This is a genomic window from Sphingobium sp. D43FB (assembly GCF_002312805.1).
Classification (GTDB): domain Bacteria; phylum Pseudomonadota; class Alphaproteobacteria; order Sphingomonadales; family Sphingomonadaceae; genus Sphingobium.
On sequence record NZ_NMUA01000006.1, the window covers coordinates 147,957 to 174,476 of the forward strand.

At 64.1% G+C, this 26,520-nt stretch carries 21 protein-coding genes; 18 read left to right on the forward strand and 3 right to left on the reverse strand.

Annotation, left to right across the window (positions count from 1 at the left end):
- The first annotated feature begins 1 nt into the window (after position 1).
- From SxD43FB_RS07675 to SxD43FB_RS07685, 3 genes are all read left to right on the forward strand, one after another.
- Positions 2-793 (forward strand): polyphosphate kinase, encoded by a 792-nt coding sequence (locus SxD43FB_RS07675; RefSeq protein WP_069065519.1) that lies wholly within the window; start codon positions 2-4, stop codon positions 791-793.
- An 82-nt stretch (positions 794-875) separates the two neighbouring features.
- Entirely contained in the window at positions 876-2,156 is a 1,281-nt protein-coding gene (locus SxD43FB_RS26295; protein WP_096061646.1) for a methyl-accepting chemotaxis protein, read from the forward strand.
- 87 nt (positions 2,157-2,243) lie between these two features.
- On the forward strand, positions 2,244-2,429 hold the full coding sequence (locus SxD43FB_RS07685; RefSeq protein ID WP_037473899.1) for a hypothetical protein: 186 nt from the start codon (positions 2,244-2,246) through the stop codon (positions 2,427-2,429).
- An 18-nt stretch (positions 2,430-2,447) separates the two neighbouring features.
- Here SxD43FB_RS07685 and bla read toward each other — a convergent pair whose 3' ends face one another.
- The gene (gene bla, locus SxD43FB_RS07690) at positions 2,448-3,326 is read right to left on the reverse strand and encodes a subclass B3 metallo-beta-lactamase (RefSeq protein WP_255245631.1); all 879 of its coding nucleotides are present in this window, start codon (positions 3,324-3,326) and stop codon (positions 2,448-2,450) included.
- A gap of 166 nt (positions 3,327-3,492) precedes the next feature.
- On the opposite strand from bla, the gene SxD43FB_RS07695 reads away from it, so the two are divergent.
- Positions 3,493-4,371 carry a LysR family transcriptional regulator gene (locus SxD43FB_RS07695; protein ID WP_096061648.1) on the forward strand — a complete coding sequence of 293 codons (879 nt, stop codon included), beginning with the start codon at positions 3,493-3,495 and terminating at the stop codon, positions 4,369-4,371.
- On the opposite strand, the gene greB is transcribed toward SxD43FB_RS07695, so the two are convergent.
- Positions 4,368-4,853 carry a transcription elongation factor GreB gene (gene greB, locus SxD43FB_RS07700; RefSeq protein ID WP_096061649.1) on the reverse strand — a complete coding sequence of 162 codons (486 nt, stop codon included), beginning with the start codon at positions 4,851-4,853 and terminating at the stop codon, positions 4,368-4,370. The two genes, SxD43FB_RS07695 and greB, sit on opposite strands and share 4 nt — an antisense overlap.
- A 127-nt stretch (positions 4,854-4,980) precedes the next feature.
- Complete coding sequence (locus SxD43FB_RS07705; RefSeq protein WP_096061650.1) at positions 4,981-7,065, reverse strand: lytic transglycosylase domain-containing protein; 2,085 nt, start codon at positions 7,063-7,065, stop codon at positions 4,981-4,983.
- A 99-nt stretch (positions 7,066-7,164) separates the two neighbouring features.
- Between SxD43FB_RS07705 and dapA the strand changes: the two genes are divergently transcribed.
- The 14 genes from dapA (at position 7,165) to SxD43FB_RS07775 (ending at position 26,520) form a co-directional block, all read left to right on the forward strand.
- Entirely contained in the window at positions 7,165-8,043 is an 879-nt protein-coding gene (gene dapA, locus SxD43FB_RS07710; RefSeq protein ID WP_096061651.1) for a 4-hydroxy-tetrahydrodipicolinate synthase, read from the forward strand.
- Between the two features lie 180 nt (positions 8,044-8,223).
- Positions 8,224-8,706, forward strand: a complete 483-nt coding sequence (smpB, locus tag SxD43FB_RS07715; RefSeq protein WP_037477634.1) for an SsrA-binding protein SmpB — start codon at positions 8,224-8,226, stop codon at positions 8,704-8,706.
- Entirely contained in the window at positions 8,706-9,299 is a 594-nt protein-coding gene (locus tag SxD43FB_RS07720) for a DUF2062 domain-containing protein (protein WP_096061652.1), read from the forward strand. Before smpB ends, SxD43FB_RS07720 begins: the two co-directional genes overlap by 1 nt.
- A gap of 46 nt (positions 9,300-9,345) precedes the next feature.
- A complete protein-coding gene (locus SxD43FB_RS07725) occupies positions 9,346-11,769 on the forward strand; it encodes a response regulator (protein WP_096061653.1) in 2,424 nt (807 codons plus the stop codon).
- An 86-nt stretch (positions 11,770-11,855) separates the two neighbouring features.
- Positions 11,856-12,212 carry a response regulator gene (locus SxD43FB_RS07730; protein ID WP_069065430.1) on the forward strand — a complete coding sequence of 119 codons (357 nt, stop codon included), beginning with the start codon at positions 11,856-11,858 and terminating at the stop codon, positions 12,210-12,212.
- 102 nt (positions 12,213-12,314) lie between these two features.
- The gene (gene recA, locus SxD43FB_RS07735) at positions 12,315-13,388 is read left to right on the forward strand and encodes a recombinase RecA (protein ID WP_096061654.1); all 1,074 of its coding nucleotides are present in this window, start codon (positions 12,315-12,317) and stop codon (positions 13,386-13,388) included.
- A gap of 321 nt (positions 13,389-13,709) precedes the next feature.
- Complete coding sequence (locus SxD43FB_RS07740; RefSeq protein WP_096061655.1) at positions 13,710-14,498, forward strand: transglutaminase family protein; 789 nt, start codon at positions 13,710-13,712, stop codon at positions 14,496-14,498.
- Between the two features lie 108 nt (positions 14,499-14,606).
- The gene (locus tag SxD43FB_RS07745; RefSeq protein WP_096061656.1) at positions 14,607-15,413 is read left to right on the forward strand and encodes a hypothetical protein; all 807 of its coding nucleotides are present in this window, start codon (positions 14,607-14,609) and stop codon (positions 15,411-15,413) included.
- Positions 15,325-16,902, forward strand: coding sequence for a DNA polymerase Y family protein (locus tag SxD43FB_RS07750; RefSeq protein ID WP_096061697.1), 1,578 nt, complete (start codon positions 15,325-15,327; stop codon positions 16,900-16,902). Before SxD43FB_RS07745 ends, SxD43FB_RS07750 begins: the two co-directional genes overlap by 89 nt.
- The gene (locus SxD43FB_RS07755; protein WP_096061657.1) at positions 16,899-20,477 is read left to right on the forward strand and encodes an error-prone DNA polymerase; all 3,579 of its coding nucleotides are present in this window, start codon (positions 16,899-16,901) and stop codon (positions 20,475-20,477) included. Before SxD43FB_RS07750 ends, SxD43FB_RS07755 begins: the two co-directional genes overlap by 4 nt.
- Positions 20,478-20,619: 142 nt before the next feature.
- Positions 20,620-23,406 carry a TonB-dependent receptor gene (locus SxD43FB_RS07760; protein WP_096061658.1) on the forward strand — a complete coding sequence of 929 codons (2,787 nt, stop codon included), beginning with the start codon at positions 20,620-20,622 and terminating at the stop codon, positions 23,404-23,406.
- Positions 23,406-24,473, forward strand: coding sequence for a phytase (locus tag SxD43FB_RS07765; RefSeq protein WP_096061659.1), 1,068 nt, complete (start codon positions 23,406-23,408; stop codon positions 24,471-24,473). The genes SxD43FB_RS07760 and SxD43FB_RS07765 overlap by 1 nt, the downstream gene beginning before the upstream one ends.
- 108 nt (positions 24,474-24,581) lie before the next feature.
- The gene (gene lgt, locus SxD43FB_RS07770) at positions 24,582-25,466 is read left to right on the forward strand and encodes a prolipoprotein diacylglyceryl transferase (RefSeq protein WP_096061660.1); all 885 of its coding nucleotides are present in this window, start codon (positions 24,582-24,584) and stop codon (positions 25,464-25,466) included.
- Positions 25,456-26,520 (forward strand): SAM-dependent methyltransferase, encoded by a 1,065-nt coding sequence (locus SxD43FB_RS07775; RefSeq protein WP_096061661.1) that lies wholly within the window; start codon positions 25,456-25,458, stop codon positions 26,518-26,520. The genes lgt and SxD43FB_RS07775 overlap by 11 nt, the downstream gene beginning before the upstream one ends.

The window sequence follows — 26,520 nt, forward strand, 5'->3', positions numbered from 1 at the left end:
GATGACCATCGACCTTGCGAACTATGAATCCGCGCCGAAATTCGATGGCGATTATGACGCGACCCTCGCCGCCTTGCAGGAGCGGCTAGCCAAGATTCAGGTCGCGCATATTCTGCACAAGCGGCGCAGTGTCATCCTGCTGGAGGGCTGGGACGCGGCGGGAAAGGGCGGGATCATCAAGCGGATGTCCGCCGATTGGGATCCGCGCTTCTATCAGGTCCATCCCATCGCCGCGCCCAATGAAGTCGAGCGCGACCATCATTTCCTCTGGCGTTTCTGGACCCGGCTGCCCGCCAGCGGCAACATCGCGATCTTCGACCGCAGCTGGTATGGCCGGGTGCTAGTCGAACGGGTCGAGGGTTTCGCCAAGAAGGCCGACTGGAAGCGCGGCTATGACGAGATCAACGCCTTCGAAAGGCAGCAGATCGACGCGGGCATGAACATGGTCAAATTGTTCGTCCACATCACCCAGGAAACCCAGGACGAACAATTGGCGCAGCGGCTCGATACGCCATGGAAACGGTGGAAGACCGGGACCGACGATTATCGCAATCGCGCGCGCCGGGACGATTATCTCGACGCGATGCACGCGATGTTCAAGAAGACCGATACCAAACACGCCCCGTGGCACGTCATCGACAATAATCATCGCAAGACCGGGCGGATCGCGGCGCTGACCTATGTCGCCGAGCGGCTGGAACAGCTGGTGCCGATGGATTTTCCGGCGGCGGACCCGGCCGTGGTGAAATTGGCGGAACAGGCCTTTGGCTATGTTCCTGGAAAGTCGCAGTAAAATAGTGCAAATACAAGGGCTTGTAACATTACTGTCATAAATTCCTAACGGCCTGTTTACCAATGAACGCTAACGCACACCCATGCTTGCTGCGCGTCTTTCCCTGTCCGATACCAGCCCCGTCATAAGGCTGGGCCGTCCGCTCAGCGAGGCGGTCGATTGTTTTCAGGATGATTCCGGGCTGCGGCTGCTGCCGGTGCTGGATGAGGCCGACCGACCGGCCGGCGCGATCTACGAACGCGACATGCGGCGCATCCTGTTCAACCCCTTTGGCCATGCGCTGCTGCGCAATCCTAGTTTCGGCGGGCGATTGGACGATCATGTCCGGCCCTGTGCCACGGTCGAGCGCAGCGCGGCCGTCGAGCAGTTGGTCGATCTCTACGCCGCGCAGGGGGCCGGGTGCGAGGGGCTGATCCTGGTCGAGCGCGGGCGTTATGCCGGTGTGCTGGGCGGGCCGCTGCTGCTGCGCCTGACGGCCGAGCGCGATGCGCGGACAGCCCTGGCCCGCACCGAACGCGCGGAGCGGATCACGCGGGAAAGTACGGACTTCCGCGCCGATATCGGCGCGCTGATCGCGGACATGGTGGCGATGGCGGAGCAATTGTCGGTCCTGGCGGGACAAGTGTCGGATCGGGCGACCGGCGACCGCACCGATTCGACGGCGATGGCGGTCGCGGCGGTGCAGACGGCCGACCGGCTTGCGGCGCTACAGAGCGGTGGCGCGGAACTCGGCCACTTATTCGCGGCGATGGAGGCCGAAGCGCGCGATGCGGGCGCGGCCATGCGCGAGGCGGCGGCGCGGAGCCGGTCGGGCCTGGCGCAAAGCGCGGCCCTACGCGACGAAGCCGACGGGATTGGCGAGGTTGCCGCGCTGATCGACGCCATTGCCGGCGCGACGGCGATGCTGGCGCTCAACGCAGGCATAGAGGCGGCGCGCGCGGGCGAGGCGGGGCAGGGCTTCGCCGTGGTCGCGCGCGAGGTCAAATCGCTCGCCGCCCAGACGCGCGCGGCAGCGGCGGGCATTGGCGAACGGATCGACCATATCCGCGCGGCCGTGGGGGATGTCGCAGCGGGCCATGCGACGATCGACGATGCCATGACGCGCGCCGACCGGCTATCGACCGCCTTGTTCGACGCGATGGCGCGGCAGGGCGCGTTCACGCGCACGATCGCCGACAGCGTCGCTGAAGCTGGATCATCGAGCGACCATATCCGCGCGGGCGCGCAAGCGATCAGCGACAATGCGCTGGCCACGGCGCACGGCGCGCAGGAAATGCGTGCCGTAGCCCGGCGCTTGGCGGACGAAGCGCACCGGCTGGAGGCGCGCGCTGGCGGTTTCATCGCCGAAATCCGCGCCGCCTGACCCGCCTTATCGCGCCACTGCATAAAGTCTCTGGCGCGCCGCGAAAATCGCGATAGGCTGTGCTTCCATAAAAAAGGAGAGGAAGCCATGCTCGTCATGTTCGTGGGTACGGACCGCACCGAAACTGCCGTCAACGCCACTCAAGTCACCTTCGTCTCATCCGTCAATGACGGCACCCGCATCCGCTTCGGCGAAGGCCGCAGCGTGACCGTGACTGAACCCATCGCCGAAGTGCTCGAAAGCCTCAACCGATCGCTACGCCCGCACGAATAAGCAGGCGTAACGGTCGGGTCAGCGCTGGGCCGCTTCCGCCGCCAGCTTCGCGTCGAGCCGCGCCGCATTCCGATCGGCATATCGTCTACAGGCGCTGGTATCGATAAAGGGATTGGGGTGTCGCTGTTTTTTCAGCCGGGTCAGTTGCGCCCGACCGTCGCCCTGATCGGGGTGCGTGGTCAGCAGAATGTCGCAAGGCATCATTCGCACCTTGGCGAAGCTGGCCTGGAACGCGCTCGTCAAGGAGCGGTTAGCGGGTGCGGAAAAGCGGTAACTGTCCACAGCGGCCGGATTGAGGCTGGCCGCAAAGACGATAGTCTTGCAGTCTTGGCGCTTCCCTTTCCCTTCGCATGATCGCCAGCTCCAACTCATGCTGCCGACGGTATGGCCTGGCGTAGCATGGGCGGTGACCACCGTGTCGCCGAGTTGGATCGCCTCTCCATCGCGCGCGACACGCAGCCGGGTGACCGGTGGGAAGCGTTCCAGCCAGGCGGCTTGCGGATCGGCGGGATTGCCACCGCCGGGGCGCAATTCCGCCACGCCCTCCGCGCTGGCAATGACCGTCGCCCCGCTGTCACGCGCGAGCGCCGCAAGGCCGCCTGCATGGTCGAAATGCGGCTCGGTGGACAGGATCAGCTTAACGTCGCGGATCGAAAAGCCCAACGCGCGGATATGCGCTTTCACATCGGACACAGCCTGCGGCACCGCGCCGTCCATCAGGATCAAGCCCGCGCTGGTGCGAATGAGCGCGACGTTCAGGCCGGCAAAGCCCACCAGATAGGTCTGGCCATGAATTCTGACCGGGGCTTGCGGACCCAGCCAGCGCTGCGCGGACTGCGGCGCGATCGGGCGGGTGAGAGGATCGTCGTGCGATTGCGTCAGCGCCGGGACGCTCATGCCCATCACTGCTATACCGATGCCAATCCTGCTTATGCCTGCACATAATCCGTTTCGCACTGCCTGTCCCTCCCTTGCTCCGATATGTGGAGAATTATGGCAGGCATGCTGGAGCGGCAATGCATGATTTCTCGACACTTCCATTAGCTTGCCTTATGGCTCTTTCATGGATCGCGCCCAACTGCCTCTGAATGCATTGCGGGCTTTCGAAGCCGCAGCACGGCACCTGAATTTCACGCGGGCAGCGGCCGAACTGTGCGTTAGCCAGGGTGCGGTCAGCCAGCAGGTTGCACAATTGGAAGCCCGGCTGGGCGCGCCGCTGTTCCGGCGACTGCCGCGCGGGCTGGCGCTGACGGACGAAGGACTGGCGCTGTTGCCGGTGATGGCGGACGCGCTGGACAGGATCGGCACCACCTTGGGGCGGATCGAGAATGGACGTCCGCGTGAAGTGCTGACGCTGGGCGTGGTCGGCAGTTTTGCGGGGGGCTGGTTGCTGCCGCGGCTTGATGAATGTGCACGGGCATGCCCCCAAATCGATCTGCGCGTGATGACCAATAACAACCGGGTCGATCTGGCAGGCGATGGGCTGGACTTTGCCATCCGCTTCGGCAACGGCGCATGGCATGGCACCCACGCGCAACCAATCCTTCATGCGCCGCTGACGCCATTATGCGCGCCAGACATTGCCGCGCGGCTGCATGATGTGGCCAATCTGGCACGGGAGACGTTGTTGAGATCTTATCGAGCGGATGAATGGCCCCGCTGGTTCGCGGCGGCCGGTGCCGTCGTTCCGCCCATGCGCGGGCCGGTGTTCGACAGTTCGACCCTGATGATCGCGGCCGCGATGGCGGGGCATGGCGTGGCTTTGGCCCCCGCCGCGCTGTTCGACAGCGAGATACGTGCGGGACGATTGGTTCAACCCTTCGCGCGGTCGGTCGATCTGGGCCGTTATTGGCTGACCCGGCTCATGTCGCGCGGGGATAGTCCGGCTATGGCGGATTTTCGAGCATGGCTGACGCGCGCGACAGGCGATGTCATGGGCTAGACCGGATAGGCGATCGCCATCACCTCATATTCCTTTTCGCCCGATGGCAGGATAACGCGGCGCACATCGCCTATGGCGGCCCCGCGCAGGGCGCGGGCGATGGGGGAGGACCAGCCGATCCGCCCCGCATCGACGTCGGTTTCGTCATTGCCGACGAGCGTGACGGTGCGGTGGGTGTCATCCTCGTCGGCGATGGTGACGGTCGCGCCGAAATAGACGCGGCTCTGGTCGGGCTGCTGCCGCGCATCGACGACCTTGGCGTCCTTCATCTTCTTGGACAGACGCTTCAACTGCCCATCAATCTCGCGCATCCGCTTGCGGCCATAGAGATAATCGCCATTTTCGGACCGGTCGCCATTGCCCGCGGCCCAACTCACGACTTCGACCACCGCCGGGCGCTCGACGCCCAGCAGATGGTCATATTCGGCGCGTAATTTCGCAAAGCCTTCAGGCGAGATATAATTGGGATAGGGGATGGTCATCGGATGACCCTATCGCGTGTCACGGGCTTTAATCAATTTTGTTCGCGCGGAGCCGCGGGGGCGCGGAGAAGAAAGGGGAAGGCCGCCTATTCCCCTCCGCGTCTCCGCGCCTCCGCGCGAACCAAAATCACCCCGGCGTCTGCTTGCCGAGATACCGGCTCAGCACCGCACTGGTGCCGCGAAAACGCGCCCGTTCCGGGTTCATCGCTTCATAGACCACGGCATTTTCCAGCACCCGCTGCACATAATTGCGGGTCTCGAAAATGGGGATCTGCTCGATCCAGCGCAGCATGTCGGCGCCGGGCATACGCGGGTCGCCATTGGCGCGGATCCATTTGTTCACATTGCCCGGCCCGGCATTATAGGCCGCCACGGCCAGCGGATAAGCTCCGCCATAATAATCGAGCATCCGCTGAAAATAGCCCGATCCCAGCATGATATTATAGCTGGGATCGTTGAGCGAAGCGGGGTTGTAGCCCATGCCCATCTTGCCCGCCTGCTCGCGCGCCGTGCCCGGCATCAGCTGCATCAGGCCGCGTGCGCCCGCATGGCTGACGATCTGCTTGTCAAACTGGCTTTCCTGCCGGGCGATGGCGTGGATCATGGTCCAGCTATGCTGCGCCTGCGCTGGCACGGGCACGCGCGGGAAGGCGGTCGCGCCATAGCCCGTCAGGCCGCTCGACACCGCGCGACGCCCCACCATGACGCTCATGTCGGGGCGACCGATATTCTGCGCCAGTTGCCCGGCCAGGATATGGTCGACATCATTGTCGGCGCTGTTGGCGATGGCGCGGGCGAAGACGCCCTGATCCTGCCAATAGCCCATCTGCCCCAGCGCCTTGACCGCGCGGACCACCGAGCGGGATTCGAAGGCGGCGCGGTCGGCCGCGGAAATCTGCACCGGCCGTTCGGCGGCTGGCGGCGGCGGGATCGGACGGCCCAGCCGTTCGAGCGACAATTGCCCGTAAAATTGATCGGGATAAATGCCGGCCTGTCCGAAATAATTGTTGGCGGTGGCGGGGTCGCCCGCCTGGAGCGCGGCACGCCCCGCCCAATAATAGCCTTTCGACTTTGTCTGCGGCGATTTGGCGGCCTCGGCATAGCGGCGGAACATCGTCATCGCGTCGCTGGGACGATTGAGATTATAGAAAGCCGTCGTGCCCGCCAGCCAAGCCAAGCTGGTATAATCGTCGCGCACGCCTAGCGCCTGATCGCTCACATCGATGCCGGGCGGCACCGCATCGTCGATCTTGCTGGCGATGCCATAGGCAAAGCTCCACTGGCTGTCATTGGCGGCGGCGCGCGCCTGACCCAGCAGCACTTCGTAGAATTTCTCGGCGTCGGTCGGACGATAGGTCAGCGACGGGCGGTTCGCCAGATATTGGCGCGCCGCCACCCAATTGCCGGTGTCGCGCAGCCAGGCGGCCTTGTCGGCGACGAAGCCCGCATCGCTGGCCCCGACCGGTTCGGCGGCCTGCATCATCATGGCCGCGTCGCTGCTCTTGCGGCGAAAGGCGATACGCGCCTGATAGACCGGGCGGCGGGCCGGACTGACATAGGCCAATATCCGCTCCGCGCCGCTGACGTCATTGCCCCACAGCAATTTGTCGGCGCGCAGGTCGTGATCGGCTGCGGTCAGGCCAGTGCCGAACAGGGACAGCAACCGCGCTTCGTCGGCGGCGCTCAGCGATCCACCGATCCAGGCATTGCGCGCGGCGACCCGCGCTTCGTCCATCCGGCCGACCTGCATCAAAGCGGTCGCGTTGCGGGCATGGCCGACCGCCGTGCGCGCCGGGAAGCGCGCGAAGAAGGCCGTGACCTGGCGCGGATCATAGCTGTCGGGGTTGATCCCGGTTTCAGCCAAGCGCCGCATCCGGTCCTCGCCCGGCCAGCCGGGGTTGGTGGTGATGAAACTGGCATAGGTGGAAAAGCCCAGGCCATCGCTCTGCTGCAGCGCGCGCCACTGGTTGATCGTCGCGGTGATGGCGCCATCGCTCGGCTGGCCGATGCGACCGGCAACCTGGCTCCAGGGGCTGGGACCGCTGTCGGCCTTGGGCAGCGGCTGCACCACGGCACCCGGCGGAAAGGGCGATGGCGCGGGCGGCTGTCCCTCGGTCTGAGCGCTGGCGCCGGCTGTGAACAACAAAAGGGCAATAAGGGGCATGCGAATCAGGGTACTTTCGACAGGAGGGGGCGTCGACATGCTGGACATAATCGCAATTGCATCCTTATCAGGCCCTGAATGACGCGCTATAGCGCGCCGCTTGCCCGATCATGCCCCGGCCGCCCGGAGAATTGAAGGAGTTAAATCATGTTTTCCGGCTCAATTCCGGCTCTGGTGACCCCGTTTCGCGACGGACGGGTGGATGAGGAGGCGTTTCGCGCGCTGGTCGACTGGCAGATCGCGGAAGGATCGAGCGCGCTCGTACCCTGCGGCACCACCGGCGAAAGCGCAACCATGACGGTTGAGGAGCATAATCGCGTCATCGCGATCTGCGTCGATCAGGCGGCGGGCCGCGTGCCCGTCATCGCAGGCTGCGGCTCGAACGACACGCGCATCGCGCTGGAGCATATGTATGCCGCGCAAGGGGCGGGGGCGGACGCGGCGCTGGTGGTCGCGCCTTATTATAACAAGCCCAATCAGGATGGCGTCTATCAGCATTTCGCTTATCTCGCCGAACGCTGCGCCCTGCCGATCATCCTCTATAATGTGCCCAGCCGCACCATTACCGACATCGGCGTGCCGGTGATTCATCGCCTGTCGGAGGAATTTCAGACGATCGTGGGCATCAAGGACGCCACCGGCAATCTCGGCCGCGTCACCGCGCAACGGCTCGCCTGCCGCCCGGATTTCTGCCAATTGTCGGGCAATGACGAAACTGCGCTGGGCTTCAACGCCATGGGCGGCAAGGGATGTATCTCGGTCACCGCCAATGTCGCGCCGCGCCTGTGCGCCGATTTTCAGGCGGCCTGCGCCGCGCATGATTGGGATGGTGCCTTGGCGCTCCAGGATCGTCTCTATCCCTTGCATGATGCTCTGTTCAGCGATTCTTCACCTGGCCCGGTCAAATATGCGCTCACGCGCGTTCGGCCCGACATGCCCGGCGACGTCCGCCTGCCGATCACCTGGCCGTCGGAATCGAGCCGGTCGGCGGTCGATCGCGCGCTGGAGATTGCGGGACTGGTTTAAGGATTTGGTTATTGCCTGTGCATACCCCATCTTCCGTTCGTCCTGAGTAGGCATTGAGCTTGTCGAAATGCCGTATCGAAGGACTGAGTGGCGTGCCGATGCTTCGATACGGAGCTTCGCCTTCGCTCAGCCCCTACTCAGCACGAACGGCAGTTTAGATATTTGGTGTTAGATTAATTTATGGCCCGCCCGCGTCCCGTCACTTTCGACAAGAAGAAGATCGTCGCCGAAAACCGGCGCGCACGGTTCGATTATTTTATCGAGGATGTGTTCGAGGCGGGCATCGCCCTGCAAGGCACCGAGGTGAAGGCGCTGCGCGGCGGCGAGGGCAATATCGCCGAAAGCTATGCCGAGGTGAAGGGTAACCAGGTGTTTCTGGTGAACAGCAACATCCCCGAATATAGCCATGGTAACCGCGAAAATCACGAACCCAAGCGGCCCCGCAAGCTGCTGCTGCACGAACGCGAGATCGAAAAAATGCACAGCGCCGTGTCGCGCAAGGGCATGACGCTGGTCCCGCTGATGGTCTATTTCAACAGCCAGGGCCGGGCCAAGATCGAACTGGCGCTGGCCAAGGGCAAGCAGACCCACGACAAGCGCGAGACGATCAAGGACCGCGACTGGAAGCGCGACCAGCAGCGCATCATGCGGGACAAGGGCTGATGGACAATCGCTTCAGCCGCTGGTGGCACGCTAACGCCCCGACCCGCGAGTCGCTGGAGCATAACAAGTTTCTGGCACCCGTCGCGCATCGGGTGCTGGAACCCTCGCTGTGGCGCTTCACCCGCCGGTCGGTGCCGCGCGGGGTGGCCTTGGGGCTGCTGGTCGGCATCTTCCTGCTGATCCCCGGCATCCAGATTGCCGGGGCCGCACTGCTCGCCCTGCCATTCCGCGCGAACATCCCGGTCGCGGCTGCCATGACCTTCCTCTCCAACCCGGCGACGACGCCGCTCATCCTGTGGCTGTCGGTCTATATCGGCAACTGGATGCTGGGCCGCAGCGCCGATGCATCGGGCTTCATGGCGCTGGTCGATGAGCATGCGACGATCGGCCAGTGGACCGCCTGGCTGGTGTCGGAAGCCGCGCCTGCGATGCTGCTGGGGCTGGCGATCATATCGGTGGTGGCGGCGATCGTCGGCTATGTCTTGGCCGACTGGTTCTGGCGTCATCGCATGGGCCGCAAGTGGCAGGCGCGCAAATTGAGGATTGGCAAGGTCCACGAAAGCAGCGCAAGGGAAGAAATCGCGCCGGTTTGAACCGCGGCGATAGGGAACCAATGCTGGTGCAAGGGGAAGGCCGATCATGGCCGCGCGGCTGAACAAGGATGGAGAAGCATGGCTGACGCAGCCATCTTCGCGCCTCGCGCTGCCGCTGTTGCTGCTGGCGGCCGCGCTTTCGGCTGCGCTGGTTTTCTACGCGATCGGTGACGCCGCGCTGGCTGCCGGCTTTGCGGCCACCCTGCTGGTCATCGCCGCTTTGATGGCCTGGGCGCGCCGCCTTTACCCTGCGCATGTCGTGGCGGGCGAAGCCACCCCCGACTGGACCGTGGCCCGCGCCGCAGCCGACGCCTCCAGCATGGCGATCGCGGTCACGGATCGGGCCGGACGGCTGGTCTGCGCCAGCGACCTGTTCGGCCAATGGTTTCCCGGCTACCCCACCCCGCCCGGCGTCACCGGCGAAGCGGCGCTGACCGAGAGCCTGTCGCTGGCCTCGCGCGCTGCCTGGCGCGATGGCGAAGCGCGAGTCGAGGGGGTGGCGCAGGGCGGGCTTCGGCTGGATGTCGATATCGCCCGCACGGGCCGCGCGGAGGATTATCTGCTCTGGCGCTTCACGCCTGTCCGCCAGCCGAGCGCGCTGGATGATGTCCATCGGCTGCTGACCGGGGAGGCGGGCCGTCAATTGGGCGAAGCGGGCGTGATGGCCGTCATGATCGGTGGCGAAGGCCGCATCCGCGCCGCCAACGGTGCCTTTCTGCTCCGGGCAGCCGGACGGATCGATGCCAATATCATCGGCCGCGATTTCGCCGCGCATATGCGGGTCGACGACAAGTCGCGATTGTTCCTCGCCCGCGAGGAACAAGGCGGGCTGCCGCTCCGCTTGCTGCAAGTGCCGTTGAAGCGGGCGATCCAGGCCAATGGCGCGCAGGGTTCGGCGCAGGACGGCCCGATGCTGCTGCTGCTGATCGACGAACCGGCCGGTGGCGGCGGCACGTCGGCGCTCTCCTATATCGAAACTTTGCTCTCGCTGCTGCCCTTCGGTCTCGCCATGGCGGATCGCGACGGACGCGTGCTGTTCGTCAACAATGCCTTTGCACGCGTGGTGGGCCTCAAGCCCGGCGAAACGCCCAGCTATCCCGGCGATCTGGTGGTGCGCGAGGATCAGGCGGCGGTCGCCGACGCGGTGCGCCGCTTTGCTGTCGGCCCGCAAATGTCGGGCGACATCGCGGTGCGGATGCGCGACCAGCCCGACGAACCCGTGGCGCTCAGCCTGGCGGGCGTGCGCGGCCTGGGCGAAGCGGCAGTGCTGCTCAGCCTCAAGGACAATAGCGAGGAGAGCAAGCTCAAGCGGCAGGTGGCGCAGGCGACCAAGATGCAGGCGATCGGCCAGCTGGCGGGCGGCGTCGCGCATGATTTCAACAATATCCTGACCGCGATCATCGGCCATTGCGACCTGATGCTGATGCGCCATGCGCCGGGCGACAGCGATTATGACGATCTTCAACAGATCAAGTCGAACAGCAACCGCGCGGCGGGCCTGACCCGGCAATTGCTTGCCTTCTCGCGTCAGCAGACGTTGCGCCCGCAAATCCTGCAATTGCCCGATATCGTCGCCGACGTGTCCAACCTCTTGAAGCGCCTGCTTGGCGAAAATGTGAAGCTGGAGGTCAATCATGGCCGTAACCTCGGCGCGGTGCGTGCCGACCCCGGCCAGATGGAGCAGGTGATCGTCAACCTGGCGGTCAACGCCCGCGATGCCATGCCCGAAGGCGGCACGCTCAATATCCAGACCTATGCCGTGCCCGCGATCAAGGTGCGGGAAATGCGCCAGCAGATCTTGCCCGCCGGCGACTATAGCGCGCTGCGCGTGTCGGACACGGGGCTTGGCATCCCGCCCGACATATTGGCCAAGATTTTCGAGCCCTTCTTCACCACCAAGGAACTAGGCAAGGGCACCGGCCTTGGCCTTTCCACCGTCTATGGCATCGTCAAGCAATCGGGCGGCTATATCTTCGCGGAATCGGAAATGGGGCGCGGGGCGAGCTTCGTCATCTATCTGCCGGTCTATGCCGGCGCCGATGCGCAGGAGGTCGCGCCGGTCAAGGCGCCGGTCAAGCGCAGCGAGACATGGGGCACCGGCACGATCCTGCTGGTGGAGGACGAAGACATGGTCCGCGCCGTGGCCGAACGCGCGCTGACGCGGCAGGGCTATACCGTGCTGACCGCCAATGACGGCGAACAGGGGCTCGAAGTGCTGGCGAACACCGACAGGATCGACCTGCTCATTTCGGATGTGGTCATGCCCAATATGGATGGCCCGTCGATGGTCGCCCGCGCCCGGCGCGCCCGGCCTGACCTGCCGGTCTTGTTCATGTCCGGCTATGCCGAGGAGCAATTGCGCAAATCGATCGACATCGCCAATGTCGCCTTCCTGCCCAAACCCTTTTCCGTCAGCCAGTTGGCGGAGGCTGCGCGCGACGCGATGGCAGTCAGGTCGCCGATCGATTGAGCTTGCGTTGGATCAGAGCAATTATGCTGGGCAAGCCTGCGGCGATACGGTAGCGGACGAGCATCGCAAACAGGGGACTGCCACGCATGACTGAAGGCAAAAGCATTTTGATCGTCGAAGATGAAGCGATGATCGGGATGATGCTGGAAGATTATCTCGACGCATTGGGCTATCGACTGCATGCGGTGGCGGCGAGCGTCGATGAAGCCTGCGCCTATGCGCGCGACGGTGGCTTCGACGCGGCGCTGGTCGATTGTAATCTTCATGGCGAAAAAAGCTGGCCGGTCGCCGACCTGTTGGCGCAGCAGTCCATTCCCTTCGTGTTCGCGACCGGGGGCATGGCCGACGATCTGCCGCCCGTGCATGCCGACCGTCCGACATTGGCCAAGCCCTTTACCATCGGCGCGGTCGAACGGGCGCTCGGCAAGATATTCGCCGCCTGATAGGAAATTTCCGTTCTCCTCTTGTTCTGGTAGAACAAAAGAGATACATCATGGCCAAGACGCCGACCGAGTCGGCGGCTCCGCTTGACAGGAGATTGGCTCATGACCGCAATGCTATCCCTCATCGATTCCAAGAAGAACGGGACTATGGACAGACAGAAAGCATTGGACGCGGCGCTGGCCCAGATCGACCGCGCCTTTGGCAAGGGCAGCGCGATGAAGCTGGGGTCGCGCGAAAAGCTGGAGATCGAGGCGATCTCGACCGGCTCGCTTGGCCTCGACATCGCGCTTGGCATTGGCGGCCTGCCCAAGGGGCGGATCATCGAGATTTACGGCCCGGAAAGCTCGGGCAAGACGACGCTGGCGCTGCACGCCATCGCCGAAGCGCAGAAGATCGGCGGCACGGCCGCGTTCGTCGACGCCGAACATGCGCTTGATCCGGGCTATGCCAAGAAACTGGGCGTCAACATCGACGAACTGATCGTGTCGCAGCCCGATACGGGTGAGCAGGCGCTCGAAATCGTCGATACGCTGGTGCGCTCGAACGCCATCGACATCCTGGTGATCGATTCGGTCGCGGCGCTGGTGCCGCGCGCGGAAATCGAGGGCGAGATGGGCGACAGCCATGTCGGTTTGCAGGCACGCCTAATGAGCCAGGCGCTGCGCAAGCTGACCGGCTCGATCTCGCGGTCCAAATGCATGGTCATCTTCATCAACCAGGTGCGGATGAAGATCGGCGTGATGTACGGCAACCCGGAAACCACGACCGGCGGCAACGCGCTCAAATTCTATGCTTCGGTCCGTTTGGAAATCCGTCGCACCGGACAGATCAAGGATCGCGAAGATGTTGTTGGCAACGCAACCAAGGTAAAGGTGGTCAAGAACAAGGTCGCGCCGCCGTTCAAGCAGGTCGAATTCGACATCATGTATGGCGAAGGCATCTCGAAGATCGGCGAAATTCTCGACCTTGGCGTCAAAGCCGGGATCGTCGAGAAATCGGGGGCCTGGTTCTCCTACGACTCGATCCGCATCGGCCAGGGCCGCGAAAATTCCAAGACTTTCCTCAAGGGCAATCCCGAACTGGCCGACAAGCTGGAAAAGGCAATCCGCGGCAAGACCGAAGCGGTGGCCGAAGCCCTGATGACCGGACCCGAAGCGGATGACGATGACGAATAAGGGCTGACTGCCTTGTCCGGTCGGATCAGCCGGACGAGACAGCCCGGTTCGTGTGCGCTTTCGCTTCACGCACTGAAAAGGCCCGTCCCGTGGTGGGGCGGGCCTTTTACCGTGATCGGCGAGGCGGGGGCGGCCCTCTTTCCGATAGGATCGGCCGGACGCAAGATTATGTCGAAATGTGCGGGAAAAGTGCGAAGTTAAGCGCCCGCCACCATCCCCCTTGCCTTGTGCCTGCGGCTTCGCAATGTTGCTTTTGGAGCATGCGGACCCGGACTCCTTATCCGCGCGTTTGGCGCATATTCCCTGACAGAAAGGCATCCCATGCGCGTCGCGATCGAAGCGATACTGGACTATGATTTCGCCCAGCCAACCGACGTGCTCCTGGCGGTGGAGGCCGCCGCGATGCCCGACCAACGCATCGTCGAACAGTCCCACATCATCCAGAATGCCGGACCTTTGACCAACAAGGTCGGCGGCAACGGCATTGGCCGCCGCACCTGGACCCGTACCGGCACTGGCCGGATGGTCAGCACGTTCCGCGCCACCGTGGACGTGGAGCGGCCGACCGTCGATCTCGCCACCCTCGACAAAAGCCCGCTGCCCAGCCTGCCTGAAGATGTGCTGCCCTTCATCTGGCCGAGCCGCTATTGCGAAGCCGACCGGTTCGTCAGCTTCGTCTGCGGCCATTTCCCCGATCTGGAGGGCGGCGCCTTGGTGCAGGCGCTGGTCCAATGGGTGAACGAGAATCTGGTCTATGTGTCGGGCAGCTCCGACGCCACCACGACGGCGGCCGACACTTTCGTCGCCCAGCAAGGCGTCTGCCGCGACTTCGCCCACCTGACCGCCGCACTCATCCGCTCGCGCGACATTCCCGCACGGTTGGTGTCGGTCTATGCGCTCGGCCTGGAACCGCCGGACTTTCATGCCGTGGTCGAAGTCTGGCTCGACGGCGCCTGGCATCTGGTCGATTCGACGGGCCTTGCGCCGGTCGAAACCATGGTCCGCATCGCCGTCGGCCGCGACGCCACCGACATCGCCTTCATGACCATCTTCGGCGGCGGCCAGATGAACGCCCAGTCGATCAGCGTCACGCCGGTCGACGCCGAATAATCGTCCGATGGGGCGGCGCGGCCGTCGCCCCATTCCACTCCAACCACCGCTCCTGCATTGACAGCGACCCCGCTTGCTCCGAAAAAGAACATAAAGGGAACAAATGGAATGGCCGAGTCGATTCACAGTCTCGCCGCGCTCAAGCGGCATATCGCCACGCTGGACCGCGCGCCAGCGGTGGAGGCCTCGCCGCGCTTTACCTGTGGTCCTGCCGCAATGGACGCCGCGCTGGGCGGCGGACTGGCGCAAGGCCGCGTGCATGAGATTTTCGCCAGCGTCGAAGAGGAAGGCGCCGCCGCTGGCCTCGCCCTGCTCTGGATGCGTCAGGCTGGGCGCGACGCACCCTTGTTATGGCTGCGCAACGCGACGGCGGTGCGGGTGGCGGGCGCGCCTTATGGTCCGGGGCTGGCGGCGTTCGGACTGGACCCGCAACGCCTGCTGATCGGCATGATGGCCGACGATGCGATGCTGTTGCGCGCCGCTGTCGATGCCCTGCGCTGTCCGGCCTTGGGCGCGCTGCTGATTGATCTGCGCGGCCGAGCGCCCTTGCTGGACCTGACCGCGAGCCGTCGATTGGCGCTGGCGGCGGAGACATCGGGCGTGACCGCGCTGCTGCTGCGGATCGGCGGTGATCCGGTGCCCAGTGCGGCCGAAACGCGCTGGCGCGTGGCGGCGGCCCCCTCCGCCCCGCTGCCGGGCCAGGCACCAGGCCAAAGCGCCTTCGACGTCACCCTGTTGCGCCGCCGGGCAGGGCCGGACGGAATGGCGTGGCGACTATATTGGGACAGCAACAGGGGTGAATTTGGAGACGCGGCAGATGAACGCCATGACGATGACGATATCCGCGACGCGCCGCTATCTGGCGCTGCATTTTCCCTTCCTGGCGCTGGACCGTCTGCGGGTCGCGCGGCCTGACCAATGGGCGGCGGGCGGCAACGGCCCGGCGGTCATCGTCGAACCGGTGCGCGGGGCGATGCGGCTGGCGAGTGTCGATGCCGACGGGTTGGCGATCGGCTTGCTGCCGGCCATGACCCTGGCCGACGCGCGCGCCCGCGAACCGGACCTGCGCGTATTTGATGCCCAGCCGCATGCCGATCAGGATTGGCTCGAACGGCTGTGCGATGGCTGCGGGCGTTACACCCCCAATGCTGCGCTTGATGGTCCCGATGGGCTGATGCTGGATATCAGCGGCTGCGATCATCTCTGGGGTGGGGAAGAGGCGCTGGCACGCGACGCGGCCGACCGGCTGGAGCGCTATGGTATGCGCGTGCGCCATGCGATCGCCGCCAGTCCCGAAGCGGCCCACGCGCTCGCCCGCTTTCCCGTGCCCCCCGCACCCGACGATGCGGCGACGATCCGCCGCCTGCCGGTAGAGGCGCTACGGCTGGAGGACGAAAGCGCGGTGGCGCTGCGCCGCGCGGGCCTGCGGACAATAGGCGATCTTGCGGCCCGCCCCGCCGCGACACTCGCTGCGCGCTTCGGCGCGGAAGCGGTCGATGCGCTCCATGCGCTGTTGGGACTGGGGCACCGCCCGCTCGCGCCCCGCCGTGCCCGCCCCGCCATCCGCATCGACCGCCGCTTTGCCGAACCGATCGGCAGCACCGCCTATGCGCTCAAGCGGCTGGAGGAGATGGCCGCCGAAGCTGGCGAGCAACTGGCCGAACGCGGGCAGGGGGGACGTCGGTTCGAAGCGACCTTCTTCCGCAGCGATGGCCTCGCCTTCCCGCTGCGCGTCGAAACCGGCCTGCCCGTGCGCGATGCCCCGTCCATCCTGCGGCTGATGCGCGAGCGGATCGACGCCCTGTCCGATCCCATAGACCCCGGCTTCGGCTTCGACATGCTGCGCCTGACGGTGCCGCTGGCCGAGCCGATGGCCGCGACTCAATTGGCGCTGGAAGGGGGCGAAGCGCGCAAGGGCGAAAGCGTGGCGGCGCTGGTCGATCGGCTGTCGATCCGGGCCGGGCGCGGACGCATCCAGCGGCTGGTGCCGCGCGACAGCCATATTCCCGAACAAGCGCAACTGGCGCTGCCCGCCGTAGAAGTCCGCGCACCCGCCGACTGGGGACCGGTCGGCGAACCGGGCGACCCGCCGTTGCGCCCCATCCACCTGTTCGATCCGCCCCAGTCCATCGACGTGATCGCCGGCGTGCCCGACGGCCCGCCCCACCGCTTCCGCTGGCGGCGCGCCTTGCATGACGTGGTCCGCTTCGAAGGCCCCGAACGGATCGCGCCCGAATGGTGGCGCGCGAAGGATGGCGCAATCGAGGGGGAGAGCATCGGCAAAACACGCGACTATTACCGGGTCGAGGATGCACGCGGCCGCCGCTACTGGCTGTTCCGCCACGGCCTCTATGGCGCGGAGACGCCTGACCCCGGCTGGTATCTCCACGGCCTGTTTGCATGAGCAGCCGCCGCAAGGGGCCAGACCCGGCCAAGCCCAAATCGGCTGATCGGCGCGAACTGGACCAGTTGGCAGCAAAGCGTGCGGCTGGAAGGCGGGTGGAGGAGCATCGACCTCTGGACAAAGGGGGGCCAGATTTCGCCGAACTGGTGGCGATGAGCCATTATAGTTTCCTTCATGGCGCATCGCATCCGGCCGATCTGGTCGGACAGGCGATCCATCTCCGCCTCAAGGCGATCGGTATTGCCGACAGGAACAGCGTGGCCGGTGTCGTTCGCGCGTATGTCGCGCTGCGTGAGGCACCGGACAAGGCGCGCGCCGCACTGTTGAAAGCGCGGGAGGAGAAGGGCGAACCCGCCCTACTGACACCACAGGAAGAAGCAGCATGTGAAACCGACCTGCGGCTGATCGTTGGCGCGCGGCTGGTGTTCGTCGATGGCACGCCGGACATCATCGCCTATCCGACGACCCGCCTGGGATGGGGGCGGCTGACCCGATTGCTGACCAAGGGGAATATCCGGGCAGTCAAGGGCGACTGCATCCTGCGGTTCAGCGATTTACTCGCGCATCTTGAAGATATGCTGTTGATCGTCCTGCCCTTTTCTACCGGGCAGGCGCAACAGGCCCATCGCACACCCCCGGCCTATGCCACCGAGGATGAAGAAGAGGAGGCACCGTCCGGGCATTTACGCCTGGTGCCGCCTTCTTCCCCACCGACATGGCAACAGGTAGCGCAACGATTGCAGGAAAATGCACCCGGCCGCGTCTGGCTTGGTCTGTCCATGCGCTACGAAGGCCGCGATGCCCGCCATATGGCGATGATGCAAGCTGTCGCCAGGGAATTGGGGGTGCCGCTGATCGCGACGAACGACATACTCTATGCCGCCGAAACCGCGCGTCCCGTGCAGGATGTCCTGACCTGCATCCGGACGGGTACGACCCTCAGAACGGCGGGTCGCCTATTGCACGCCAATGCCGAACGGTTTCTGAAACCGCCTGCGGAAATGGCGCGGCTCTTTGCCGCCTGCCCTGATGCGATTGCCGAAACGATCCGGTTCATCGCCCGCATCGATTTCAAGCTCAGCGACCTTCAATATGAATATCCGCATGAGCCAGTTCCCCCCGGCTGGTCACCGGATGATTGGTTGGAGGACATGGTGCGGCGGCGAGCGAAACGGCATTATGGCCGGGCGTTGCCGCAAAAAGTCAGGGCATTGATCGGCCAGGAACTGCGGCTGATCCGCATCCAGAAATATGCTTATTATTTCCTGACTGTCCATGACCTAGTCCGGTTCGCCCGCACCCGAAAGCCGCCCATATTATGCCAAGGGCGGGGATCGGCGGCCAATTCCATCGTCTGCTTCCTGCTGGGCGTTACATCGGTCGATCCGATGAAGCATGACCTGCTCTTTTCCCGCTTCGTGTCGGAAGAGCGCGACGAGCCGCCCGACATCGACGTCGATTTCGAACATGAGCGGCGCGAGGAAGTGATGCAATATATCTATCGCCGCTATGGCCGCGAGCGGGCGGGCATCACTGCGACCGTCATCCATTATCGGTCCCGCAGCGCGCTGCGCGAAGTGGCCAAGGTGCTGGGCCTCAGCGAAGATGTGGCGATGCGCTTGTCGGCGACGATATGGGGCAGCCATTCCGGTGACCTGGGCGAATCGCGGATTATCGATGCTGGCTTCGCCCTCGACAATCCGGAGGTCGTGCGGCTGCGGGGGCTGGTCGAGCAACTGATAAAAGCACCTTTCCCGCGCCACCTGTCGCAGCATGTTGGCGGCTTCGTGCTGACGCAGAATCGGTTGGACGAAACCGTGCCGATCCACAATGCCGCCATGCCCGACCGCAGTTTCATCGAGTGGGACAAGGATGACATTGATGCGCTGGGCTTGATGAAGGTCGATGTGCTGGCGCTTGGGATGCTCAGTTGCATCCGCAAGGCTTATCAACTGATGCGCTGTCACGGACTGGGGGATCACGACCTGACGGTCGATATCAATTCCGATGATGCAGCCGTTTACGACATGCTGTGCAAAGGCGACAGCATCGGCGTGTTCCAGGTGGAGAGCCGGGCGCAAATCAATATGCTGCCGCGCCTGCGCCCCCGCACCCTTTATGATCTGACGGTTCAGGTCGCGATTGTGCGGCCTGGACCGATCGAGGGAGACATGGTCCACCCCTATCTGCGGCGGCGCTGTGGGGAAGAGGAGCCGGAATTTCCGCATCCCGCGCCACCGCATAATCCCCACGAATTGAGAACATTGCTTGGGGCCACCTATGGCGTGCCGCTGTTTCAGGAGCAGGCAATGAAGCTGGCCATCGTCGCCGCGGGCTTCACCCCGTCGGAAGCCAATCAACTCCGCCGGGCCATGGCGACCTTCCGCAATGTCGGCACCATCCACCATTTCCGCGAAAAGCTGGTCAAGGGCATGACCGCGCGCGGCTATCAGGCTGATTTTGCCGAACGCTGTTTCAAGCAGATCGAAGGCTTTGGCAGCTACGGCTTCCCGGAGAGTCACGCGCTCTCCTTTGCCCGGCTGGTCTATGTGTCGGCCTGGCTCAAATGCCACCAGCCTGCGGTCTTTGCCTGCGCGCTCCTCAATGCGCAGCCGATGGGCTTCTACGCGCCCGCGCAACTGGTGCGGGACGCGCGCGCCCATGGCGTGACCGTGCAGGGTGTCGATGTGAATGCCAGCCAATGGGACAATGGGCTGGAGCCGATCGACCGGGCGCGCCGGACGGATCGGGGGGAGGGGACGGGGAAAGCCCTGGCGCTGCGGCTGGGGTTGCGACAAGTCGATGGGTTTCGCGAAAGCTGGGCGGCGCAGATGGTCGCGGCGCGGGCCGACGCCCCCTTTACCAGCATCGAGGATCTGGCGCGCCGGGCGGGCCTGCCCGCGCGCGCGCTCCGCCTGCTGGCCGATGCCGATGCCTGCCGTTCGCTGGGGCAGGACCGGCGTGCCGCCTTGTGGGAGGCACGGCGCACGCCGTCCGACGAACTGCCGCTCTTTGCCGCGGCGCGCCGACAGGACCGGGCCGCGCGCGAACTGGGCGAGGAACCGGACGCCATGCTGCCTGCCATGCCGCTCGCCGAGCAGGTGGCGACCGATTATCAGGTGACGCGCCTGTCCTTGAAAGGCCATCCGATGCAGTTTCTGCGTGCCGCCTTCGCCGCTGAGGGTGTGCTAAGCTGCGCGCAGGCGAGCGCGGCCAAAAATGGTGCGCGGGTGCAGGTGGCGGGCGTGGTGCTGGTGCGGCAACGGCCGGGCAAGGGCAATGCCGTCTTCATCACGATCGAGGATGAAACCGGCGTCGCCAACATCCTGCTGTGGGCGCGGCTGTTCGAGATGCAGCGGCGCGCGGTGATGGCATCCCGGCTGATGCTGGTGGAGGGCGAAATCCAGCGCAGCAAGGAAGGCGTCGTCCACCTGATGGCTGTTCGCGTGCATGACCGCAGCGACGCGCTCGGCCGCCTGACCCACAGCGGCGACGGCACCGGCAACCCCCCACCGCGCACCGCCACCCATCCGCGCCAGGTACGGATATTACCCGGATCGCGCGATTTTCATTGAGGGGGTGGCCCACCCAAAGGGATGCTCATCCTACTGAATGTCACCAAATCATCATGAAATAGACGTTTAATCGAAACGCCAATGCCATGCCTGCGTAAGAAAATAGCGGCACTGGCCTCTCCAACAAAAGGGGAGCTTCATCATGACTAATCTATTACGCAGCGCGAGTCGCGCTGCGATCATCCTTGCGCTGTCGACGCCGATTGCCGCCATCGCTGGCACCATCACCGGCACCGTGTCCGACGGTACGGGCACGCGCGCCCTTCAGTCGACCCAGCTGCGTCTTGTCGAACTCGGTCGCATTGCCGAAGCGGGCCGTGATGGCGATTATCGCTTCCCCGACGTCGCACCGGGCACCTATACGATCGAGGCCCGCTATGTCGGTGCCGATCCGGTTCGCGTTACCGTGATTGTGCCTGAGACCGGCGACGTCGATGCCAATATCCGTATCGGTTCGGACGTCGACGCATCGATCATCGTCGTCGGGCAGGTCGCCAACCAGGCATCGGCCCTGTCGCGCCAGCGCGCGGCCGACGGCGTGGAAAGCGTGTTGACCCGCGATGCCATCGGTCAGTTTCCTGACCAGAATGCCGCTGAATCGATGCGCCGCCTGCCTGGCGTGAACATTCTGAACGATCAGGGTGAAGGCCGTTTCGTATCGGTCCGCGGCCTTGACCCCGAACTCAACGCCGCCTCGATCAACGGCACGCGCATCCCTGCGCCGGAGAGCGATGTCCGCTCGGTCGCGCTGGACGTCATTCCGTCCGAACTGATCGAATCGATCGAGATCAAAAAGTCGCTGACGCCGGATATGGATGCCGATACAATCGGTGCCTCGATCGAAATCAACACGACCAGCGCCTTTGACCGCAAGAAGGATCTCTATTCGGTCAAGCTGGAAGGCAGCTATAACGAATTTGCCGATGCCTTGACGCCCAAGGGCAGCTTCGACTTTTCGACCCGTCTGTCCGATCGCTTCGGCATCGCGGGCGGCGCCAGCTATTATAAGCGCAAGTTCGAAAGCGACAATGTCGAAGCAGCGGACTGGAACCAGACCGAAGACGGCACGGTCTATGCCGAGGAAATCCAGTATCGCGATTATGACGTGGAGCGTGAGCGCATCGGTGGCTCGCTGAGCTTCGACTGGCTGGCGACCGACACGACCAAACTCTATGCTCGTGGCCTTTACAGCCAGTTCAAGGATCAGGAATATCGTGGCGATGTCATCTTCATCATGGATGAAGAACCAGCATCGGGCACGGCGACGTCGGCGCAATTCACCGACGCCGATGGCCGTATCGAAGTGCGTCGCCGCATGAAGGATCGTCTGGAAACACAGAAGATCAAATCTCTGACCGTGGGCGGCGAAACCAATACGGGTCCGTGGAAAATCACCTATGCCGGCAGCTGGTCGGAAGCGAGCGAACGGGAGAATGGTTCGGTCGACCCGACGCGCTTCCGTGCCCGTTTCGATGAAGATGGCGTCGATGTCGGCTTCGACTATTCCGATCCGATGAAGCCGCGCTACACGGTTACCGGCAATACCGATCTCTTTTACGATCCTTCGGAATATGGCTTCAACGAACTGGAGCAGACCGTCCTGTCGGACGCGAAGGATCGCGAATATGTGGTCCGGGCGGATATTTCGCGGGCCTTCACCATGGATGGCGGCACCTTCACCGTTCAGACCGGTATGAAGTCGCGCTGGCGCGAGAAGAGCTATAATCTGGAAGCCGCTGTCTATGACGGCTATGATGGCGATTATACGCTGGCTGACGTGCTGGGCGGCCAGACCTATCGCATTCAGGACATTCTGCCGCAGGCCAGCCACACTGGCCCGACCGAATTTTTCAACGCGAACAAGGGCAATTTCGAGCTGAATGCGCTCGATACCCTGCTCAATTCGACCACCTCCGACTATTCGGTCAAGGAAGACGTTCTCGCCGCCTATCTGCTGGGCCGCTGGGACAGCCAGGCATTGCGGGTCATCGGTGGTGTCCGCATGGAGCAGACCAAGAATGACATCCGCGCCTTCGTCACGGAAACCGACGAGGACGAGAATGTCACGATCACGCCGAACCGTTTCGGCCGCAACTATATGAACTGGTTGCCTAGCCTGACGGTCCGCTACGAGCCGGTCAACAATCTCGTCTTCCGCCTGGGCGGCTATAAGAGCCTAGTGCGTCCCAAACTGTCCAATCTCGCGCCGCGCTTCGACATCAACGAAGATCGTGAGGCCTCGTTGGGCAATCCGAACCTCAAGCCATACAGCGCATGGAACGCTGATTTCTCGGCCGAATGGTATTTCGGTACTAATGCCGCATTGACGGGCGGCCTGTTCTGGAAGTCGATCAAGGACTTCGTCGTGGAACAGCGGATTACGACGCCCGGCACCATCTATGGTGTCGATTATGAGGAACTGACCACCTTCATCAATGGCGACAAGGCCAAGATCAAGGGCCTCGAACTGTCCTACAGCCAGGTGTTCAGCTTCCTGCCGGCACCGTTCGACGGTCTGTTGTTGAACGCCAACTACACCTATACCGACGCCAAGGGCACGGTCCTGACCGATGGCGACATTTCCGATCCGCGCCAGATCCCCCTCGCATCGGCATCCAAGAACACGTTCAACCTGGTTGTGGGCTACGAGAAGGGACCGATTTCGTTGCGCGCAGCGGGCACCTTCCGCGACAAATATCTGGACGAACTGGGCAGCGAAGCGGACCAGGACCGCTATGTCGACAGCCACTTCCAGGTTGACCTGAGCGCCCGCTATCGCATCACGCCAAAGCTCCGCGTGTTCGCCGAATGGATCAACGTCACCAACGAACCCTATTTCGCCTATCAAAATTATGCGGGCGGCAAGCGGGTTCTCCAGTTTGAGGAATATAACTGGACCGCCAAATTCGGCGTGACGGCGAACTTCTGATGAAGCGCATTGCTCTCACCCTTCCGCTGATTTCGCTGGCAGCTTGCGCTGCCGGCGAAGTCGAAGTGCCTATCGCCGTGCGCATCGCCAACGCCACCCCGGCGGTGTCGGTGACCGCGCGGGGCGAAACGACGCCGGTCGGCACCACCAATGCCGATGCGGCCGATGATCCGGCAATCTGGCGCAATGCGGCGGACCCCGCCGCCAGCCTGATCGTGGGCACCGACAAGAAGGCGGGCGTCTATGTCTATGGGCTGGACGGCAAGGTGCGCGACTTTCTCGACGCGGGCCGGGTCAATAATATCGACCTGAAGGATGGCGTCGCGATCAACGGCGGCACGGGCATCCTGGTCGTCGCTTCCGACCGCAACGATGTCGCCCGCGCTAAGCTGGCGCTGTTCCGGCTTGATCCGGCGACGGCCAAGCTGACGGCGCTCGGCACCATCGATGGCGGCGCGGGCGAAGCCTATGGCTTGTGCATGGGGTCGGACGCTGCCGGTCTCTATGCTTTCATCGTGCTCAAGGACGGGACGATCAACCAGGTCGCGCTCGATGCGTCGGGTGCAACGCCCACCGGCCGCATCGTGCGAACGATGAAGCTCGGCACCCAGTCGGAGGGCTGCGCGGTCGATGACCGCACCGGCACGCTCTATGTCGCGGAAGAGGATGTCGGCCTGTGGCGCTTCGACGCGCGGGCGAGCGGCAGCACCACACCCACGAAGATCGCAGCCGCAGACGGCAAGAATATCGTCGCCGATGCCGAAGGCGTCGCTATCGCCCCGATCGGAGAGAAGGACGGCTATGTCCTCGTCTCCAGCCAGGGCGACAATGCCTATGTCGTCTATCGCATCAGCGACGACAGCTATGTCGGCCGCTTCCGCGTGGTTGACGGCGCGATCGGCGGGTCGGAGGAAACCGATGGCATCGAACTGATGCTGGGCGATTTCGGCCCCGCCTATCCCGGGGGCCTGTTCATCGCGCAGGATGGAGAGAATGGCGCGGCGGCGCAGAATTTCAAGCTCGTCGCCTGGGCCGATATCGTCAAGGCCTTGGGCCTGCCGCAATAAGGCTTCGGGCCGGGATGACCTAAACCGTCCCGGCCCGGCGACTGCCCCCTTGGTCTTGACGGGGGCTTCCTCTATGGCGGCAAACGTCTTGCCACTAAGGAAGCCGATTTGATCCTGGACCTTGCCACCGCCGCTTCGAGCGCCATCCGTTTCGAGGATCTGGGGCTTAGTCCCGTCGCCCTCGACCTGGGGTTCTTCACGCTGAAATGGTATAGCCTCGCTTATCTGGCGGGCATATTGATCGGCTATTGGTATCTGCTGCGGCTAATCGCGCAGCCAGGATCGCCGATGGCCCGGCGGCATGCCGACGACATGATCTTCTATGCGACGCTGGGCATCATCATCGGCGGGAGGCTCGCCTATGTGATCTTCTACCAGCCCGAAATCCTGCAAAATCCGCTCGATATCCTCAAGCTCTGGAATGGCGGCATGTCCTTCCACGGCGGCGCGGCGGGCGTGTCGCTCGGCATCCTCTACATGGCGCGCAAGGAAAAGCTGTCCTGGCTGCGCATCCACGATTATGTCGCCTGCTGCGTGCCCTTCGGCCTGTTCTTCGGCCGCCTCGCCAATTTCGTGAATGGCGAATTGTGGGGCAAGGAAACCGATGTGCCATGGGCAATTCGCTTTCCAGAACAAGTAAACGGCCTCTGGATCCTGGGGCCAGCCCGCCATCCCAGCCAGCTTTATGAAGCCGCGCTGGAGGGGGCCGTGCTGTTCGCCATCCTGGCCTTCGCCTTCTGGAAGACCCGCGCCCGCTATAAGCCGGGCATGCTGGTGGGTATCTTCCTGCTCGGCTACGGATGCTTCCGTTTCGGTATCGAATTTTTCCGCGAGGCCGATGCCCAGTTGATGGAATTCGCTGCGCGCACCGGCCTGCATATGGGCCAATGGCTGTGCTTGCCGATGATCCTAGGCGGCCTCTACCTCATCTTCACCGCCAAGGGCCGCCGCGTGCGGGTGGAGCCGATCGCGGGTAGCGCGAGTGTCAGCTGAACCGCTACCGCTGGCGGAACGACTGACCCGGCAGATTGCGGCGGGCGGGCCGATCTCGGTCGCCCATTATATGGCCGAATCGAACCAGCATTATTATGCGACCCGCGACCCGCTGGGGCTGGAGGGCGACTTCACTACTGCGCCTGAAATCAGCCAGATGTTCGGCGAGCTGGTGGGCTTGTGCCTGGCCGATGTCTGGATGCGGTCGGGGCGGCGGCCCGGTGCGCTCTATGCCGAGCTGGGGCCGGGGCGCGGCACGCTGGCGGCCGATGCGCTACGGGCGATGGAGCGCGCGGCGCTCGCCCCGCGCGTTCATTGCGTCGAGACCAGCCCCGTCCTGCGCGACCGGCAACGCGGGCTGATCCCCCATGTCACCCATCATGACAGTATCGACAGCTTGCCGCATGAAGGGCCGCTGCTGGTCGTCGCCAATGAATTTTTCGATGCGCTGCCGGTCCGCCAATGCATCCGTGTCGGCGACGAATGGCGCGAGCGGGTGGTGATCCGGCGCGAGGCGGACGCCGCCTTTCTGCCCGTGCCTGGCTATCGCCGCATCGAATCGGGCCTGCCGCCGATCGCGGCGCAGGCGCAGGATGGCGCGATCATCGAAACGCCGATTGTCGGCGCCGGCATCGCCTACGCCCTGGCGCAGCGCATCGCCAAGCAGGGCGGGGCGGCGATCATCATCGACTATGGCTATGAAGGGCCGCTGCTGGGTGACACGTTGCAGGCGGTCAAGGCGCACCAGTTCGCCGATCCCTTTACCGATCCGGGCGAGGTGGACTTGACCACTCATGTCGATTTCGCCGTCATCGGCAATATGGCGCGACAGGCGGGGCTGCGGGTGCATGGCACGGTGGGGCAGGGCGATTTCCTGCGGCAATTGGGGATTGATCCACGCGCCGAACAACTCGCCCGCGCAACGCCCGCCCGCGCGGCCGAGATCGAGGCGGCACGGATGCGGCTGACCGATGCAGCGGCGATGGGGACGTTGTTCCGGGTGATGGCCTGGACCCATCCCGACTGGGCCGATCCGGCTGGCTTTACGGCCTGA

Coding starts and splice junctions, on each gene's coding strand:
- SxD43FB_RS07750 (WP_096061697.1), top strand. CDS start 15,325: ATGACGATGACGATATCCGCGACGCGCCGCTATCTGGCGCTGCATTTT.
- smpB (WP_037477634.1), top strand. CDS start 8,224: ATGGCCCGCCCGCGTCCCGTCACTTTCGACAAGAAGAAGATCGTCGCC.
- SxD43FB_RS07740 (WP_096061655.1), top strand. CDS start 13,710: ATGCGCGTCGCGATCGAAGCGATACTGGACTATGATTTCGCCCAGCCA.
- SxD43FB_RS07720 (WP_096061652.1), top strand. CDS start 8,706: ATGGACAATCGCTTCAGCCGCTGGTGGCACGCTAACGCCCCGACCCGC.
- SxD43FB_RS07685 (WP_037473899.1), top strand. CDS start 2,244: ATGCTCGTCATGTTCGTGGGTACGGACCGCACCGAAACTGCCGTCAAC.
- bla (WP_255245631.1), bottom strand. CDS start 3,326: ATGAGCGTCCCGGCGCTGACGCAATCGCACGACGATCCTCTCACCCGC.
- recA (WP_096061654.1), top strand. CDS start 12,315: ATGACCGCAATGCTATCCCTCATCGATTCCAAGAAGAACGGGACTATG.
- SxD43FB_RS07705 (WP_096061650.1), bottom strand. CDS start 7,065: ATGTCCAGCATGTCGACGCCCCCTCCTGTCGAAAGTACCCTGATTCGC.
- greB (WP_096061649.1), bottom strand. CDS start 4,853: ATGACCATCCCCTATCCCAATTATATCTCGCCTGAAGGCTTTGCGAAA.
- SxD43FB_RS07765 (WP_096061659.1), top strand. CDS start 23,406: ATGAAGCGCATTGCTCTCACCCTTCCGCTGATTTCGCTGGCAGCTTGC.
- SxD43FB_RS07755 (WP_096061657.1), top strand. CDS start 16,899: ATGAGCAGCCGCCGCAAGGGGCCAGACCCGGCCAAGCCCAAATCGGCT.
- SxD43FB_RS07725 (WP_096061653.1), top strand. CDS start 9,346: ATGGCCGCGCGGCTGAACAAGGATGGAGAAGCATGGCTGACGCAGCCA.
- SxD43FB_RS26295 (WP_096061646.1), top strand. CDS start 876: ATGCTTGCTGCGCGTCTTTCCCTGTCCGATACCAGCCCCGTCATAAGG.
- SxD43FB_RS07675 (WP_069065519.1), top strand. CDS start 2: ATGACCATCGACCTTGCGAACTATGAATCCGCGCCGAAATTCGATGGC.
- SxD43FB_RS07760 (WP_096061658.1), top strand. CDS start 20,620: ATGACTAATCTATTACGCAGCGCGAGTCGCGCTGCGATCATCCTTGCG.
- SxD43FB_RS07695 (WP_096061648.1), top strand. CDS start 3,493: ATGGATCGCGCCCAACTGCCTCTGAATGCATTGCGGGCTTTCGAAGCC.
- SxD43FB_RS07745 (WP_096061656.1), top strand. CDS start 14,607: ATGGCCGAGTCGATTCACAGTCTCGCCGCGCTCAAGCGGCATATCGCC.
- SxD43FB_RS07730 (WP_069065430.1), top strand. CDS start 11,856: ATGACTGAAGGCAAAAGCATTTTGATCGTCGAAGATGAAGCGATGATC.
- dapA (WP_096061651.1), top strand. CDS start 7,165: ATGTTTTCCGGCTCAATTCCGGCTCTGGTGACCCCGTTTCGCGACGGA.